General features: G+C 70.4%; 17 protein-coding genes and 1 riboswitch. Of the genes, 8 read left to right on the plus strand and 9 right to left on the minus strand.

Going from position 1 to position 15,511, the window contains the following annotated elements; translation table 11 throughout:
* Window positions 1-65: 65 nt before the first annotated feature.
* Window positions 66-220: riboswitch (cyclic di-AMP (ydaO/yuaA leader) on the plus strand.
* 19 nt (window positions 221-239) lie between these two features.
* Window positions 240-986: a transglycosylase SLT domain-containing protein gene (locus ACRAKF_RS01770; protein ID WP_447041753.1), complete on the plus strand. Its 747-nt coding sequence runs from the start codon at window positions 240-242 to the stop codon at window positions 984-986.
* 54 nt (window positions 987-1,040) lie between these two features.
* Here the strand turns inward: ACRAKF_RS01770 and ACRAKF_RS01775 are convergent, their stop codons facing one another.
* Entirely contained in the window at window positions 1,041-2,222 is a 1,182-nt protein-coding gene (locus ACRAKF_RS01775) for a GDSL-type esterase/lipase family protein (protein ID WP_447034894.1), read from the minus strand.
* Entirely contained in the window at window positions 2,219-2,788 is a 570-nt protein-coding gene (locus ACRAKF_RS01780) for a TetR/AcrR family transcriptional regulator (protein ID WP_447034895.1), read from the minus strand. The genes ACRAKF_RS01775 and ACRAKF_RS01780 overlap by 4 nt, the downstream gene beginning before the upstream one ends.
* A gap of 71 nt (window positions 2,789-2,859) precedes the next feature.
* On the opposite strand from ACRAKF_RS01780, the gene ACRAKF_RS01785 reads away from it, so the two are divergent.
* Window positions 2,860-3,351: an FBP domain-containing protein gene (locus ACRAKF_RS01785; protein ID WP_447034896.1), complete on the plus strand. Its 492-nt coding sequence runs from the start codon at window positions 2,860-2,862 to the stop codon at window positions 3,349-3,351.
* Between the two features lie 47 nt (window positions 3,352-3,398).
* Here the strand turns inward: ACRAKF_RS01785 and ACRAKF_RS01790 are convergent, their stop codons facing one another.
* Together ACRAKF_RS01790 and ACRAKF_RS01795 are read right to left on the minus strand one after the other, a co-directional pair.
* Window positions 3,399-3,926 carry a carboxymuconolactone decarboxylase family protein gene (locus ACRAKF_RS01790; protein WP_447034897.1) on the minus strand — a complete coding sequence of 176 codons (528 nt, stop codon included), beginning with the start codon at window positions 3,924-3,926 and terminating at the stop codon, window positions 3,399-3,401.
* A 101-nt stretch (window positions 3,927-4,027) separates the two neighbouring features.
* Window positions 4,028-4,864 (minus strand): endonuclease/exonuclease/phosphatase family protein, encoded by an 837-nt coding sequence (locus tag ACRAKF_RS01795; RefSeq protein ID WP_447034898.1) that lies wholly within the window; start codon window positions 4,862-4,864, stop codon window positions 4,028-4,030.
* Window positions 4,865-5,122: 258 nt separating this feature from the next.
* Between ACRAKF_RS01795 and ACRAKF_RS01800 the strand changes: the two genes are divergently transcribed.
* The 3 genes from ACRAKF_RS01800 (at window position 5,123) to ACRAKF_RS01810 (ending at window position 8,618) form a co-directional block, all read left to right on the plus strand.
* A complete protein-coding gene (locus ACRAKF_RS01800; RefSeq protein ID WP_447034899.1) occupies window positions 5,123-5,893 on the plus strand; it encodes a globin domain-containing protein in 771 nt (256 codons plus the stop codon).
* 215 nt (window positions 5,894-6,108) lie between these two features.
* Window positions 6,109-7,446, plus strand: coding sequence for a phosphatase PAP2 family protein (locus ACRAKF_RS01805; RefSeq protein WP_447034900.1), 1,338 nt, complete (start codon window positions 6,109-6,111; stop codon window positions 7,444-7,446).
* A 113-nt stretch (window positions 7,447-7,559) separates the two neighbouring features.
* Window positions 7,560-8,618, plus strand: a complete 1,059-nt coding sequence (locus ACRAKF_RS01810; RefSeq protein ID WP_447034901.1) for a VWA domain-containing protein — start codon at window positions 7,560-7,562, stop codon at window positions 8,616-8,618.
* A gap of 43 nt (window positions 8,619-8,661) precedes the next feature.
* On the opposite strand, the gene ACRAKF_RS01815 is transcribed toward ACRAKF_RS01810, so the two are convergent.
* On the minus strand, window positions 8,662-9,420 hold the full coding sequence (locus ACRAKF_RS01815; protein WP_447041755.1) for a helix-turn-helix domain-containing protein: 759 nt from the start codon (window positions 9,418-9,420) through the stop codon (window positions 8,662-8,664).
* 176 nt (window positions 9,421-9,596) lie between these two features.
* Here ACRAKF_RS01815 and ACRAKF_RS01820 point away from each other — a divergent pair, with 176 nt between their 5' ends.
* The gene (locus ACRAKF_RS01820) at window positions 9,597-10,454 is read left to right on the plus strand and encodes an alpha/beta fold hydrolase (RefSeq protein ID WP_447034902.1); all 858 of its coding nucleotides are present in this window, start codon (window positions 9,597-9,599) and stop codon (window positions 10,452-10,454) included.
* Between the two features lie 5 nt (window positions 10,455-10,459).
* Window positions 10,460-11,326 carry an alpha/beta fold hydrolase gene (locus tag ACRAKF_RS01825; protein WP_447041756.1) on the plus strand — a complete coding sequence of 289 codons (867 nt, stop codon included), beginning with the start codon at window positions 10,460-10,462 and terminating at the stop codon, window positions 11,324-11,326.
* 57 nt (window positions 11,327-11,383) lie between these two features.
* On the opposite strand, the gene ACRAKF_RS01830 is transcribed toward ACRAKF_RS01825, so the two are convergent.
* From ACRAKF_RS01830 to ACRAKF_RS01840, 3 genes are all read right to left on the minus strand, one after another.
* Window positions 11,384-11,605, minus strand: coding sequence for a hypothetical protein (locus ACRAKF_RS01830; RefSeq protein ID WP_447034903.1), 222 nt, complete (start codon window positions 11,603-11,605; stop codon window positions 11,384-11,386).
* 104 nt (window positions 11,606-11,709) lie between these two features.
* Window positions 11,710-12,624: a serine hydrolase gene (locus ACRAKF_RS01835; RefSeq protein WP_447034904.1), complete on the minus strand. Its 915-nt coding sequence runs from the start codon at window positions 12,622-12,624 to the stop codon at window positions 11,710-11,712.
* The gene (locus ACRAKF_RS01840) at window positions 12,621-13,493 is read right to left on the minus strand and encodes a LysR family transcriptional regulator (protein ID WP_447034905.1); all 873 of its coding nucleotides are present in this window, start codon (window positions 13,491-13,493) and stop codon (window positions 12,621-12,623) included. The genes ACRAKF_RS01835 and ACRAKF_RS01840 overlap by 4 nt, the downstream gene beginning before the upstream one ends.
* A 177-nt stretch (window positions 13,494-13,670) precedes the next feature.
* On the opposite strand from ACRAKF_RS01840, the gene bla reads away from it, so the two are divergent.
* Window positions 13,671-14,612, plus strand: a complete 942-nt coding sequence (gene bla / locus ACRAKF_RS01845) for a class A beta-lactamase (protein ID WP_447034906.1) — start codon at window positions 13,671-13,673, stop codon at window positions 14,610-14,612.
* Here the strand turns inward: bla and ACRAKF_RS01850 are convergent.
* Window positions 14,605-15,339 carry a FadR/GntR family transcriptional regulator gene (locus ACRAKF_RS01850; RefSeq protein ID WP_447034907.1) on the minus strand — a complete coding sequence of 245 codons (735 nt, stop codon included), beginning with the start codon at window positions 15,337-15,339 and terminating at the stop codon, window positions 14,605-14,607. The two genes, bla and ACRAKF_RS01850, sit on opposite strands and share 8 nt — an antisense overlap.
* Window positions 15,340-15,511: the final 172 nt, after the last annotated feature.

The following is a 15,511-nucleotide window of genomic DNA, read 5'->3' on the forward strand; positions in this document are numbered from 1 at the left end:
GGGCTTTCTCGCCTAACGTCACCGTCAATCCGGGCGGAACGCCGAATCCTGCCGCTGCCCGGAAACCCATCCACCCACTGACGCACGGCAGGAGCGGGGGACCCAGGTAAGCCGCCGATCCGGATTCCGGAATGGCTAGGGGTGAAGTCGTATTCACCGTGCGACCGGACATCTCCCGTCCGAACCCGACAGCTCACCTCGCAGGCGACGGAGAGGATTTCGTCATGCCCGCAAAGGCCATGCCCGCAAAGGGAAAGCACCGCCGCCCCAAGGCCGGCTCGTTCAACCGAGGCATCGCCGTCGCGGGAACGGGCGGGGCCGTGCTCATTCTCCCGGTGCTCGGTGCCACCGCTGCCACCGCGGCACCGGCCGACGCGGTCGCCAAGCCCGCCGCGGCCTCGACGACCTACGTCGTCGAGGCCGGCGACTCGCTCTCCGGGATCGCCCGGAAGCATTCCGTGAGCGGCGGCTGGGAGAGCCTGTACAAGAACAACCGGGACATCCTCGGTGACAACCCGGGCCTGATCCGGCCCGGGCTCGAGCTCAGCCTCGGCAAGGGGGACGCGGCCGAGCCCAGGCCGGCCGCCGACCGGGCGGACCGCTCCGAGCGCGACGACGCGTCCGCCGCCGAGCCCGCGGCCGCCGCCCCGGCGGAGAAGACCTACACCGACAACCTCGACGGCTGGATCAAGGAATCGCTCGACATCCTGGAACAGCACGGCATCCCCGGCACCTACGAGGGCATCCACCGCAACGTCATGCGTGAGTCCTCCGGCAACCCGCTGGCCATCAACAACTGGGACTCCAACGCCGCCGCCGGTACCCCGTCCAAGGGGCTGCTCCAGGTCATCGCGCCCACGTTCACCGCGTACCACGTGCCCGGCACGTCGCTGGACAGCTACGACCCGGTCGCCAACATCACCGCCGCCTGCAACTACGCGGCCGACCGGTACGGCTCGATCGACAACGTGAACGGCCCGTACTGATCCACACCCCCCACCTCGTCCCCTCTGGGCCCCGGCGCGCCATGTGTCCGGGGCTCAGCCCTGTCCCTTGCCGGCGAAGGGGCCGTTCTCGCCGAACACGAGCCGCGCGAAGTTCTCTCCGATGCGGCGGTGCCCCGCGGCGTCGGGGTGGATCGCGTCGGGCAGCGGGAATTCGGCGTGGTCGCTCTCGCCGTAGAGGTCGCGGCCGCTGAGGTAGTGGAGGCCGGGGTCGTCGGCCGCCCGCTGTTCGACGATCCGGGCGAGTTCATCGCGGATGACGTTGAGTGTCAGACGCCCGGCGGCCCGTTCGGCCGGATCACCCGTGGCCTTGAACCGCAGGGTCCCGCCGTCGAAGTCGGGCATGAGGGGACCGGGAGTGTCCTCCTGGACCGGGCACAGGATGGGTGACACGACCAGCAGTGGTGCCGTCGGATGCCCCTCGCGGATGGTGTCGAGGAAGCCGTGGACGGCAGGGCCGAAGGCGCGCAGGCGCATCAGATCGGCGTTCACGACATTGATGCCGATCTTGACGCTGATCAGGTCCGCCGGAGTGTCCCGCATGGCACGGGCGGTGAACGGGTCGAGCAGCGCGCCGCCGCCGAACCCCAGATTGACCAGCTCCACGTCGCCCTTGGCCGCGGCCAGGGCCGGCCAGATGGTGGTCGGACTGGCGGCGTTCGAACCATGGCTGATGGAGCTGCCGTGGTGCAGCCACACCCTGCGCCCCCTGTCCGGTGCCGCCTCGACCGGGGCATCGGTACGCAGGGTGATCAGCTCGGTGACCTCCGTGTGCGGGAGCCAGATCTCGATGTCCTTGTCACCCGGCGGCAGACCCGCGAACCGGGCGGTGCCGGGAAGTCCCTCGGTCAGTTCGGCGGACTGGGTGACCATGTCGGTGATCGTACGGAGGTTGCCGCCGGCCACCGTGGCCTGCGCGGTGAGACGGCCGTCCACCAGCAGGTCGTAGACGCCGTCCGCCGGGGGCGGAAATCCGCGGTAGGCCCGCTTGGTGGGCAGCGCGTCCAGTTCGACGGCCGTGGCCCGGGTGCGGAACGCCAGGCGTACGCCGGAGGGCTGCGCCTCGGCCATGGCCAGTTGTTCGTCGGGGATCTGGCGACGCGCTCGCGCGGGGAGACGGTGCGGGAGCAGGCCGTGCGCGGTCGCTTCCACGTCGAGGAAACCGCGCAGGAGGTCCGTGGTGACCGGTGTGGTGATCCAATCATGGTCAGTGTTCATCGCCCTGCCTTGTTGTCGAGCAGCCTGTCGAGGGAGTCCAGGACCCACATCCACGATTCCTGGGAGTCGACGGCCGTGTGGCTGAAGCTTCCGGCCATCTCCAGGCTGACGTAGCCGTGGAAGACGGCGCCCAGCATCCGGACCGCGTGTGTCTGGTCCGGCTCCGTCAGGTCATAGCCGCGCAGGATCGCCCGCGTCATCTGGGCGTGACGCACCCCGGCGCTGGCGGCGGCCGTCTCGGGGTCGAGCCGGAAGCGGGCCGCGTCATAGCGGCCGGGATGCTCCCGTGCGTAGTCGCGGTAGGCGTCCGCGAAGGCGGCCAGCGCGTCCTTGCCGGCCCGCCCGGCCACGGCGGCGGCGACCCGGTCGGCCAGTTCCTCCAGCGCGAGCAGAGCGATCCTGGTCTTGAGGTCCTGGGAGCTCTTCAGGTGCGAGTACAGGCTCGCGACCTTGACGTCGAACCGCCGGGCGAGCGCCGAGACGGTCACCTGGTCGAAGCCGACCTCATCCGCGAGCTCCGCCGCCGCCCGGGTCAGACGCTCCGGGGTCAGCCCTGCTCTAGCCATAACCTTCGCCCCATCCAGCGACAAGCAATAAGCGTTTGCCTAGTACTTTTAGGCAACTTAGCCTACTCCTCATGAGACCGCTGACCGAGCAAGAGATCCGTACCGCGTTCGTGAACTGCACCAAGGGCGAGGCGAAGCGTCTGTCCGTCCCCCGCGACCTGGCCGAGCGGCCCTGGGACGACCTGGACTTCCTGGGCTGGCGGGACCCCCAGGCCCCCGGCAGGGCCTATCTCGCCACCGAGCTGGACGGCCGCCCGGTGGCGCTCGCGCTGCGCTGCCCCAACGGCGGGCCCTCGCAGATGCGGCGCAGCATGTGCTCGCTGTGCATGACCACCCACTCCGGCGGCGTGTCACTGATGGTGGCCGCGAAGGCGGGCAAGGCCGGCCAGCAGGGCAACTCCGTGGGTGCCTACATATGCAGCGACCTCGCCTGCTCCCTGTACGTGCGGGGCATGAAGGACGCGGGCGTCGGCGGGCGGTTCCACGAGTCGCTCACCGTGGAGGAGCAGAACCAGCGGACCATGGCGAACCTCTCCGCGTTCATCGCCACGGTCACCGCGTGACGCCTCGCCGCACCCGCGCGGCCCAGGCACCTGCCCGCACCGGTCGGTCAGTCGGCCGACGGTGCGCCCTCGTTCCAGGGGGCCGTGAAGGACCGGCCGGGAACGGGCTTGGCGATGAGGGCGACGGCGATGAAGAAGTTGACCTGCCCGATGGCGAACATCAAGGTGGCGAGCGCCTTGGCGTCGTAATGCTCGGCCGCCTCGGCGTACAGCTCGTCCGACACCCGCTCACCGTGCGGCGACGCCTGTAGTACGGCCTCCACCAGGGCCAGCGCGGCGCGCTCCGCACCGGTGAAGTAGGGCGAGGTCTGCCAGGAGCTCACCGAGGTGATGCGCTCCTCCGGCTCCCCGCCCTTGCGCAGGAACCCGGTGTGCAGAACGGTCAGGTAGGTGCTGCCGACGATCTGCCCCGCACGGAGCTGCACCAGGCTGATCGTGGAGCGCGGCACCGAACCGTTGCCCACCACCTTGAACAACGCCGCCGACACGTCCGCCAGCTCCGGCACGAGCCGCGCGGGGTCCTCCGGCATCCGCGGCACCATCGGGACCTCGGCCGTGATCGTACGAGTACTCATGCTCAACAACTCCTCGGCTCTTCAGCGTTACTGTCACTTCGATGACGAAGCGCGGCAGCACGATGTGACAGGTCCGGTGAGTGACTTGTGAGCGGCCTGAACTACGTCATGTCCAGGTCGGTGTGCAGCATGTGGTGGTCCGAGTACTCCGAGCGTTGCACGCGGTGTTCGAGCGGCGTGATGCCCCGCAGGAAGACGTAGTCGAATTTGCTCTGCCAGTCGGTGGTCGGCTCACAGGTGACGGCGGAGGGACGGCACCGGGAGTCCGTATCCGTGGCGAGCTTCCACATCGGGGTGAGTTCGGGGGCGTCCGGCACGGCGTTGAAGTCGCCGAGGACGATCGCGTGGTCGTGCCGGGCGATCTCCTTGGCGAGTACGTCGGTCTGGGCCGCTCGGACCTCCTCCTGGCGCCGCTGGGCCAGGTGGGTGTTGAAGACCCGGACGGGCTTGCCTCCCACCTCCGTGGTGACCGCCATGTACCCCCGGTCCTCCGATCCTCCGTCGGGGTACTCCGCGGCAACGCGGTCGGTGAGCGGGGCCGCCGAGAGGATCGCCTGACCGAAGGCTCCCGGGCTCCACGGCACTCCCCCGCAACGGCCCCAATTCCGCAGCACCGTCCCGTACTCGACGTGGTAGGTCAGACCGTAGAAACCCTTCAGGTAGTCGCGGATCCTCTCCACGTCACGTACGCAGGCTTCTTGCAGACCGACGACCTGTGGCGCGTACGTGGCGATCTCCGCCGCCCTGTCGGCGTTGCTCACGTCACAGGGGTTGCAGATGTTCCACGTCATGACCCGGTTGGGCACGACGTCCTCGGCGGCGTCGACGGGCAGTGTCCTGATGAAGAGGGCGCCGCTGGGTGCACTGGGGCCCACGAGTACCACGCAGACCGCGGTCATGGCGATCGCGAACAACCGCGTGCCTCTTCCGAGCACCATCGATCTCCTCCGTATGGACGCGGTCCACGTACGTGGATGTACGGGGACGCACTGGACGTTCGCGGCTTCCGCCTTCTGCGGTCAGGTTATGCGACGAGATCGTCAGCAACCCACGCCTCTACGCGTACGGCGAACCGGCCTCCGCACTGCCCTTGTTTTCGGACATGGTGGGAGAGAGCTCGGCCCGGTCCCGCAAGCGTTGCGGGACCGAGGAGCACGCGTGCCGGCACCATCCATCGCAGAGGAAGCCGACGTCACATGACAGCTCACTCCGTCGAGTACATCCGTTATCGCATACCGCCCGAGCGCTCCGCGGAATTCCTCTCCGCGTACACCCGGGCCGCCGTCCCCCTGGCCGCGGCACCGCAGTGCGTCGACTACGAACTCACGCGCTGCGAGGAGGACTTCGAGCACTTCATTCTGCGCATCACCTGGACATCGACGAAGGACCACCTGGAGGGTTTCCGCACGTCGGAGCAGTTCCGCGACTTCTTCGCGGAGATCCGTCCCTACGTCGGGGGCATCGAGGAGATGCGTCATTACGCGCCCACCGTGGTGCGCGGCACGGGCGCGTCGACGCCCAGCCTGTACGCGTGGGCGGGCGGCGCGGAGAGCTTCGAGCGCCTCACCGAGACGTTCTACGAGAAGGTCCTCAAGGACGATCTGCTCGCCCCGCTCTTCGCGGATCTGCCCGCCGAGCACGCCCGGCACGTCGCCCAGTGGCTCGGCGAGGTCTTCGGCGGCCCCGCGGCCTACTCGCAGGAGCACGGCGGCCACGCCCGGATGGTGGGCAAGCATCTCGGCAAGGGCATCACCGAGCCGCAGCGGCGCCGCTGGGTCAATCTGATGCAGGACGCGGCGGACGACGCGGGGCTGCCGGCGGATGCCGAGTTCCGGTCGGGGTTCCTCGCCTACATCGAGTGGGGCACGCGGCTCGCGCTCTACTTCTCGGGCCCGGCAGCGACCCGGCCCACCGACCAGCCGGTGCCGCTGTGGAACTGGGGGGCGGCGCCGCCGTACCGGCCGTGAGGACGCTCGACGGCACGTGCCGGGTGGGCCCGGGAGCCAGCGCGGACGGCTCCGGTGGGATGATCGGGCCGGTGGCGAGTTCCCTCATCGCCTCCCTCTCGACCCGAAAGTCGGTCCATCCGGCACGACGGCTAACCTGTGCGACAACAACTACCAACAAATCGGTCAAACAATTGATACCCACAGAATCGCGGGCGTTTTCACGAAGAGGCCGCATGATCACGTCCGTCGAGTGGCGCCGACCGCGGGTGATCCTCTGGGCCACGGCGAGTGTGGTGGCCCTCGGGTTCCTCATCGTGCTGGAGATCGTCGCGCGTCGATACGCCGGCCAGCCGGGGCCGATCACCGTCCAGGCGCGAGAGGTGATCTTCCCTCCCAAGCCAGGCCCGCTCTACGGCGGCATGGCGCTGATGATGGTCGTGCTCACCTGGCGGCAGCGGTTCGTCGCGGCCGGTGCCGCGATCGGCATCGACGTCGTCTTCGTGCTGGTGCGGTGGGCACTCGACGTCGACACACCCGAGGGCCAGTTCTTCGGCAACGGCGCCTTGTGGGTGATCCTGGGCGTCGCGGTCATCGCGCTCACGCGCCGCAAGGGCCCGGAACGGATCCTGCTCCTCAAGGGCGTCGGCCTCGGTCTGCTCCTCGTGGCCGGCCGCAAGACGGGTGACACCTGGCTGCTCATCACGTCGAAGACCCGCCCGACCGTGCTCGACCCGTACGTGGCGATGGCCGACCACGCGCTCGGCAACCCCTCGTGGCTGGCGGGCCGGATGCTGGAGGCCACCGGCCCGATCGGCACGAACGTCCTCGATCTGGTCTACGCGCAACTCGCGGTGGCCGCGATCGTCGTCGCGCTCTACCAACTGCGCGACGTGGCCACCGAGCGTCGCTTTCCCGGCCACCACCTGGTGCGCACGTTCCTGGTCATCGGCCTGATCGGTCCCGCGTTCTACATGATCTTCCCCGTGGTCGGACCGATCTTCGCCTACGGCCCCGGCACCTCGGGAACCGGCGGTGTGGAGTGGGCGGTGACCAATCTGTGGCCGCACACGCTGCCGCCGATCACCGCGCCGCACCCGGTGCCGTACGACGGGATCACCCCGCGCAACTGCATGCCGAGCCTGCACACGGCGTGGGCCGTCACGATCTTCATCCACTCCCGCAAGGGCCCGCGGCTCCTCAGATACGCGGGGACGTTCTGGCTGACCGCCACACTCGCCGCGACGCTGGGCTTCGGCTACCACTACGGAGTGGACCTCGTCGCCGGCGTGGTCTTCGCCCTCACGATCGAAGCGGCTCTGCGCGCGCTCGACCGCGGCTGGGACCGATCGGCGACCCGGCTGATCGCCTACGGCACGACGGTCTTCGCGGCGCTCCTGCTGTCATACCGCTACCTGCCGATGGACATGGCCGAGCACCCGTGGGTGTTCGGGCCGCTGGTCCTCCTGTCGATGGCCTCAGTGATCTACGGCTACATACGAACCACCAGGCTGTGGGAACGCCCAACGGCCGCACCGTCCCAACAACCGGAACCGCAGCCGGCACTGGCGTGACTGCTCCGCCGAGCGCCCGAGCGCCTGATCTGCCGAGCGGCCGAGCGGCCGTTGTCAGTGCCTCCCCATAAGGTGAAAACATCACTCGGAGGCACCGAAGGGGGAGCACAGACGTGTCCGCAAACAGGATCCAGCACAAGGTCAACCACGTCGCGCTGGTAGTCGACTGTTCGGGTTCCATGCGTCCGCACCAGGACCAACTCATCCGCGTCGTCGACGAGTTCGTGTCCGGGCTCAAGTCCGAATCGGACAGCCTCGGCCACGAGACACGGATCAGCCTCTACTCCTTCGACCACCAGGTGGAGAACCTGGTGTGGGACATGGACGTGAAGCACCTGCCGTCCATGCGGGGCCTGTACCGGGTCAACAACGGCGCCACCGCCCTCATAGAGGCCTCCTTGAAGTCCCTCGACGACCTCGGCCACATCTGGGAGGAGTACGGCGAGCACAGCTTCCTCCAGATCGTGGTGACCGACGGCGAGGAGAACGCCTCCGGAGGCGACCGGCGCCACGACGGTGACATGGCCATCCTCGGCCCCTGGCTCGACAGGATCACGGCGAAGATGGGCGGGCTCCCGGGCCACTGGACCTCCGCGATCCTCGTGCCGAACTCCCTGGCCAAGCGGACCGCGCAGAACTACGGCTTCCCGGCCGGCAACATCGCCATATGGGACGCCGATTCCCACCAGGGCGTCGAGGAAGCGATCGGCACCGTGCGCGCCGCGGCCACCAGCTTCCTGCGGGGACGAGAGCAGGGGGTGCGCGGCACCAAGAACCTGTTCGCCGTGGGCCAGGACATATCGGTGGACGAGGTGCGGGCCAACCTCGAACCGATCCCGGCCGACAAGTACCGGCTGCTGAAGGTCGACAAGGAGGTCGAGATCCGCCCCTTCGTGGACTCCCACCCGGGCGTGGCCTACGAACGCGGCGCCTGCTACTACCAGTTGGGCGCACGGGCCCAGGTCCAGCCGAACAAGGAAGTCATCGTGGTCGAGAAGGACACCGACCGCGCCTACACCGGCGACGCGGCCCGCAGCCTTCTGTTCGGTACGGGCATCCAGGGCACCGTCTCGGTGAAGGCGGGCAACAACCCCAAGCTGGAGGTCTACGTGCAGAGCCGTTCGGTGAACAGGAAGCTCAAGCCGAAGACGCGTCTGCTCATCATGCTCTGAGGCCAAGCGCCGCCGCCCGGGCAGCCGGTGCGGCGGCGCCGCGTCAGGCGGTCGGCCACGCCCGGTCGTCCACCGTGAGGAAGGGCTCACTCACGACGGTCGTCGGGGTCGCGCCGGTGAAGGCCATGATGTCCCGATGCAGATGGGACTGATCGCAGTAGCCGCTGTCCGCCGCGACCCGTGCCGCGCCCCCGCCCTCGACCAGGCGGTGCACGGCCTCGTCGAAGCGGACCAGCTTCGCGGCCCGCTTGGGCGGCATGCCGGTCTGTGAAAGGAACCGGGACCACAGACGCTTGCGGCTCCATTCGAGTTCGGCGGCCAACCGGTCGATCCGGACCAGCCCTCCGCCGGCGACGATCCGGTCCCAGGCCCAGGCGACCGCCGGGTCCGCCTGCCACCGCTCCTCATATCGACGGGCCAGCAGCGCGTCCGTGAAGGCGAAGCGCCCCTCCCACGAGGGGATCTCTCTCAGTCGCTCACCGACCCGTGCCGCTTCCCGGCCCCACAGCTCGTCGAGCGAGACCATGGCGCCGGCCAGATCGGCCGGTGGGACGCCCAGAACCGTGCCGGCGATCACCGGGGACAGGCGCACCTGCACGCACTCCACCTGCTCGCCCCACGCCCGGACCCCGCCTCCCGAGCCGAAACCCGGCCCGGCGACGAGACTCCCCCGGTGCCGCCGCCCGGCACCGTCGTCAACGGTGGACGGACTGGGGCCGAACTCCAGGATCAGCATCACAGCCGGGTGCGCGACCACCCGCAGGGCGTCTACGGGCGCGCCCGGTACCCGGAACCCGGCCATGTCCACTCCGGCCAGCCGGCTGGGCCGCAGCGGACGTGCGACGTGCCAGGCAGCGGGATCGCCGCCGCCACCGCTCACCAGACTCCCGGTCGCCCCCATCTCCCCATGCTAGCCGGGCAACCGGGAGGGAACATTCGTCCAAGCCGCCGCCGTGCACCGACGGCGACAGTGGGGTCATGACACCTTCCGACAGGCATCCGCACAGCAACACCAACACCGACACCAACGCCGCATCCGCCGAGGAGCAGCTCTACGTACGCCGGGACGGTCCTGCCGATGCCCCCGTGCTCCTTCTCATCCATGGGTCCGCCGCCACCAGCCGCTCATGGGACGCACTGGTCCCGCTGCTGACACACCGTCACGTGATACGGATCGACCTCCCGGGGCACGGCCGCTCGGCCGAACCTGCCGACCGGGACTACTCGCTCCCCCGGCAGGGCCACAGGATCGCCGCCACGCTGGACCGGCTCGGCGTCCGGCAGGCCACCGTCGTCGGCCACTCCAGCGGTGGCTACGCCGCCACCGCTCTCGCCGAGCTACGCCCCGACCTCGTGAGCGCGCTCGTACTCATCAACACCGGGCCCAGCATGAACGCCTTCATCGCATCGCCGGAGCAGGCCGCCATCGACCCCACCCAGTGGCCGCCGACCGACGAGCAGGTCAGCCGGTTCGCGAGCACGGGATTCCGTACCGGCTACGAGATCCCGCAAGGACTCATCGACGAGCTGCGCGGCATGTCCATCCAGGCGGTGATCGCAGCGATGCAGGCGTCCACCGCGTATGTGAGCCTGCGGGCGCTGCCGGATCGGCTGGTGGCCGTCGGCAAGCCCCTGAGCGTCATCTTCGGTGATCAGGACCGCCGATGGCGTCCCTCGTCGGCAGCGGACTACCGCGTCGTTCCGGACGCGGTGATCGAGATGCTGCCCGGAGCCGGACACACACCCATCCTGGAGGAGCCCTCCCGGACGGCCGCGCTCCTGCTCGCCTTCACCGACTCCCACCTCCCTGGTGCTCCGGTATGGTCTCCGCGGTGACCTTGATGGAGACGCACGGCTTCGCAGCGATGAGTGACGAGGCGCGGCTGCGGTGGTCGGCGCTCGGGGATACCGCCCGGCGGCCGGCTGTCGTACTGCTCCATGGTGGTCCGGGACTGCCCGACTACCTGGGCGATGTGGCGCGGATGGTCGCGGACCTGGCGCCCGTGTACCGGTACGACCAGCGTGGTACGGGTCGGTCGCCGTGGCAGGGGCGCCACACCCTCGCCCGGCATGTCGACGATCTCGCCGAATTGCTCGACGCGTGGGACGTGCCCGAGGCCGTGCTGATCGGGCACTCCTACGGGACCGATCTGGCGAGCCGGTTCTGCCTGCGGCACCCTGACCGCGTCGCCGCGGCGCTGATGATGTGCGGGCCCTTTGTCGGTGACTGGCGTACTGGGGAGCGGGCGGAGCGCGGTCGCCGCATGTCGGCCGGGCAGCGGGAGCGGCTTCGCGAGCTGGGGGAGGTCGCGGACCGCACTGAGGAGCAGGAGGTCGAGCTGCTCACGCTGGCCTGGTTCACCGACCATGCCGAACCTGAGCGCGGGTGGCGCTGGGCCGCGCAGGAGGCCCGGCGGCGCCGGCCCGTCAGCTGGCGCATGAACGCCGAACTCGGGGCGGAAGGACGCGCCGACCCGCTCGACGCGCACCTCGCGGAGCTGCGTACTCGCCTGCCGGAGCGGGCGGAGGTCCTGGTCGGGGCCTGCGATCCTCGCCCGGTGTCGGCACTTGAGTCGCTCGCGCTGCGGCTCGGTGTTCCGCTGACCCGGATCGAAGGCGCGGGGCACGAACCCTGGCTGGAGCAGCCCGACGCCGTACGTGCGCATCTGCGGCGCTTCGTGCGGGGCGCTCCGGGCGGCGGCCGGTAGGGGCTGCCGATCGCGGCAGTACCGCGTCCGCGACGCGTCGGCGCCGCGGTGCGCCGATCACGCGTGGGAGTGGGTCCCCGGTTGCAGGACCTCGTCGAGCACGATGCGGACCGACCGGAACGCGCGCGCCTCGATGCTCGCGCTCAGGGCTTCGACCTCCTGGCCGTCGCTCTGCAGGGCTTCGGAAAGGGCGAAGATCCGGTCCGCCTCGCTCGACGCCCAGTCTCGGGCTCCACGAATGCGCGTCAACAGTTCGTCCGCGTCCACAGGGTGCGTCATGCGCGGTATCTACCCCGGGGAGCCGCACACCATCCGAGCCATCTCCCGCCCTCCCCCGAACGGGCGTCCGTCGCACTCGGGTGCCCTCCCGCCACGTCCTGGCTTCATGTGCCTTCGTTGCCCCGCAGTTCCTCCACCGCGGCGCGCGCCGCCGTGCCGATCACGGCGTCGGCGCGCGGGAGTTTGGTGTCCGCGCGGGCCGCCTGGGTGAAGACCACGGCGGTGTAGACGCCGCCGTCGGGGAGTTCCACCACGCCCGCCTCGTGGCGCATCGTGCCGAAGGTTCCGGTCTTGCCGGACACCGTCACGTCGTCGTAGGGGAACCCGGAGGCGAGGCGGTGCGACCATGCCTGGCGGCCCATCGTCTCCCGCATGAAGGCGCAGCTCTCGGCGGAGGCAGCGCCGTCGGTCCAGATGGCCCGCAGCAGCCGGGCCATGTCGGAGGGCGTGGAGGACGCCTTGGACAGGGGGTTGTAGACCACGGCGGGCACCGTGGTGTCGTTGTCGGCCAGGCGTTCCATCGCGGCGCTGAGCGACTCGGCGCCGGTCTCCGAGACCATCCGCTCGAAGGTCGTGGCCGCGCCGCCGAGGATATGGGTGTCCGGCAGGCCGACGTCCTGGCACAGTTCCTCGACGGCCGCCGGGCCCACGCGGCGCAGCACCGCGTCCGCCGACGTGTTGTCGGAGACGCTCATCATGAGGACGACCAGGTCGCGCAGTGAGACGGTGACCGGGTCCCGCAGGATGGAGAGGCCGGTCCGGCCGGGCATCCGTTCGTCGGGGCCGAGTGTCACCCGCTGCCGGGGGTCCAGTGCGCCGGCGTCCGTCAGCCGGCAGAAGGCGGCCATCAGTGGCACCTTGTAGACCGAGCCCACGGGCACCGGCTCGTCGGGGTCCACCGTCACGCATGCCGCCGGCCGGTGCAGCTCCGCAACGTGCAGCCAGCCCCGCACACCGGCGTCCGCGAACATGCCGCGGATGGCGCGTTGGGCGTCGCTCTCCCGCCTCGCCGCGCTCACCGCGCCGCCTGCCGGGCCAGGGCGTCCACCAGCAGGCGGGCCGTGAGCGCCGTTCCCTCGGAGTCCGGGCGGCGGGCGTCCCACACCACCCGTAGGCGCAGCGGCAGTGGCGGGTCGGTGGCCGGGATGCGCTCGACGCCCTCGGCCGAGAGCCCGGCGTCGGCCGTCACCAGCACGGCCTGACCCGCCGCCACCAGGGCGAGCCCGGCGCGTTCGTCGGGGACCACCACCGTCTCCACCCGTCGGCCGCGGCTGGCGAGGGTGTCGATGAACAAGTCGTACGCAGCCGGCGCCTCCTCCCGCGGCCGCACCGCGACGGGCAGCCGCCTGGCGCCCCCGGCCGCCTCGGTCTGGCTCCTGGCAGGGGTCAGGCGCCAGGTCGGAAGGAGCACCACCCCGCCGGAGGCCAGTCCCGGCAGGACAGCGGGGTGCCGGATCACGGCGAGGTCCAGCCGGCCCGCGGCGGTCTCGGACAACAGCGTGGCGGTCGGGGCCGTCGAGACGGCGAGCCGGGTGCGTTCCCCCGCACGGCCAGGTGCGGCGGCCACGGCTGCCGCGACCCTGGCGGGTACCTCCGGCGCGAGTCCGAGGCGTAGCCGGCGGCCGTCGGCCCGCTCCCGCGCACCGGTCTCCCGCAACTCCGTGAGCGCGGCGAGCGCCCGACGGGCGTGCGGCAGCAACAGCGCGCCCTCGTCGGTGAGAGTGACACCCCTGCTGCGTTCGAAGAGGCGGACTCCCAGCAGCGCTTCGAGTCGGCGCAGTCCCTGCGACAGGGGTGGCTGGGTGATGCCCACGCGCTGCGCGGCGGCTCCGAAGTGCTCCTCGTCCGCCAGCGCGACGAAGATTTCCAGATGGCGTTCGGTGAGCACAGTGCTCCACTGACGTGCGCGGATATGAAAGTCGAATCGGACCGACGTCGAGATTGTATTCGACATGGCGGTGGGCTGCGGCTTGGCTGATGGCTGCCGCGCCGACGCGACAGCCATCAGCGACAGACAACAGCGAACAGCGAACAGCGACAGAGAAAACAGAGAAAGAGGACGACCGTGCGTCTCACCACCTCCACCGAAGCTCTGCCCTCCCGCCGCAAGCTACTGACCCTCGGTGCCGGGACCGCCCTGGCCGTCCTGGTGCCCGCCGCCGTGCCCGCCGTTCAGGGCACGGCGTACGCCGCCACGCCCGGCGGGAAACTCACCGGGCAACTGCGCGCGCTGGAGAAGGAGTACGCCGCCCGCCTCGGTGTCTTCGCCCTCGACCCCGCTTCGGGCGCGACGGTGTCCCACCGCGCCGACGAGCGCTTCCCGATGTGCTCGGTGTTCAAGGGCCTCGCCGCGGCGGCCGTCCTGCGGGACCTGGACGAGCACGGTGAGTTCCTCGGCCGCCGCATCCACTACACCGCGGAGTTCGTCCAGGCCTCGGGGTACAGCCCGGTCACGGGGAAGCCGGAGAGCATCGCCCATGGCTTGACCGGCGCCCAGTTGTGCGCCGCGGCGGTCAGTGAGAGCGACAACGGTGCCGGAAACCTGCTGCTGCGCGAGCTGGGCGGGCCCACCGCCATCACCCGGTTCTGCCGCAGCCTCGGGGACGGCACCACCCGCCTGGACCGCTGGGAGCCGGAGTTGAACAGCGCCGAGCCGTGGCGGGCCGAGGACACCACCAGCCCGCGGGCCGTCGGCATGACGTACGGCCGTCTCCTTCTGGGGCGCGCGCTGGCGTCGCGGGACCGGGAGCGGCTGTGGGACTGGCTGGTCGCGAACGTCACCAACACCGAGCGCTTCCGCAAGGGTCTGCCCTCGGACTGGATACTGGCGGACAAGACGGGTGGCGGCACAGCGTACGGCGTCGCCAACGACGTGGGCGTCGTCCGGCCGCCCGGGCGCTCCCCGCTGGTGCTCTCCATCCTCTCGACGAAGCACGACCCGCAGGGGCCCACGGACAACCCCTTGGTGGCCAGGGCCGCCGCACTCGTGGCCGCCGAACTCACCTGAGCCGCGTATCCGTAACCGTATCCGTGTCCGTGTCCGGCTCCCAGTCCAGGAGCCGGACCTTCGCGACGGTCTGGACATGCCGTCGCATGGCCGCCGCCGCGGCCTTGCCGCTCCCTTCCTCGATGGCGTCGAGAATCGCCTGATGCTGCGCCAGGGAGCGGCTCGGCCGGCGCGGCTGGCGCAGGGATTCGCGCCTGCTCTCGGCGATGTCGTCGGCGATGGAGCGCATGAAATCGGCCAGCAGTGTGCTGTGGGCCGCGGCGGTCACCGCGGCGTGAAAGCGACGGTCGCCCTCGGCGCCGTGCCCGCCCTCGGCGATCTCCGCGGCCATGTGCGCGAGCGAGGCGCGCAGCGCCGTCAGGTCCTCGTCGGTGCGCCGCTCGGCCGCGAGTTCGGCGAGCTTCGTCTCCATCGCCTCGCGTGCCTCAAGGACGTCCGGCAGCCTGCGCCGGCGCTCGACGAGCCGCTCGACGGGTTCGGCGTCCAGGCTGTCGCCGACGAGGTAGGTGCCGCCGCCCTGCCGTACCTCGACGAGTCCCTGCACCTCCAGGACGACGATGGCCTGCTTCACCGAGGCGCGGGAGACACCGAGCCGCCGGGCGAGTTCACGCTCCGGCAGGAGCCGGTCGCCCGCCTTCAGAGCGCTCTCCGCGGCGTAGCTGCGCAGGCGGTCGAGCACCTGCTCGTACAGCCGCGTACGCCCCATGGGACGCAGTGCGTCGGACATCTCCTGCCCCCTGTTCCGGCGGCCCCCGCCCCCGTGGCCTCGGCAGCCTAGCAGCGCCATGCGGTCCAGTGGCTGAACCAATTTCCGTCTACCCCTTGACGGCTGAAACCGTTCCCCGTGACTCTGAGTGCCGTCAACAGGCCAATTGGTTCAGCCACTTGACCACTCAGGG

This window comes from Streptomyces sp. DSM 118878, from assembly GCF_052936595.1.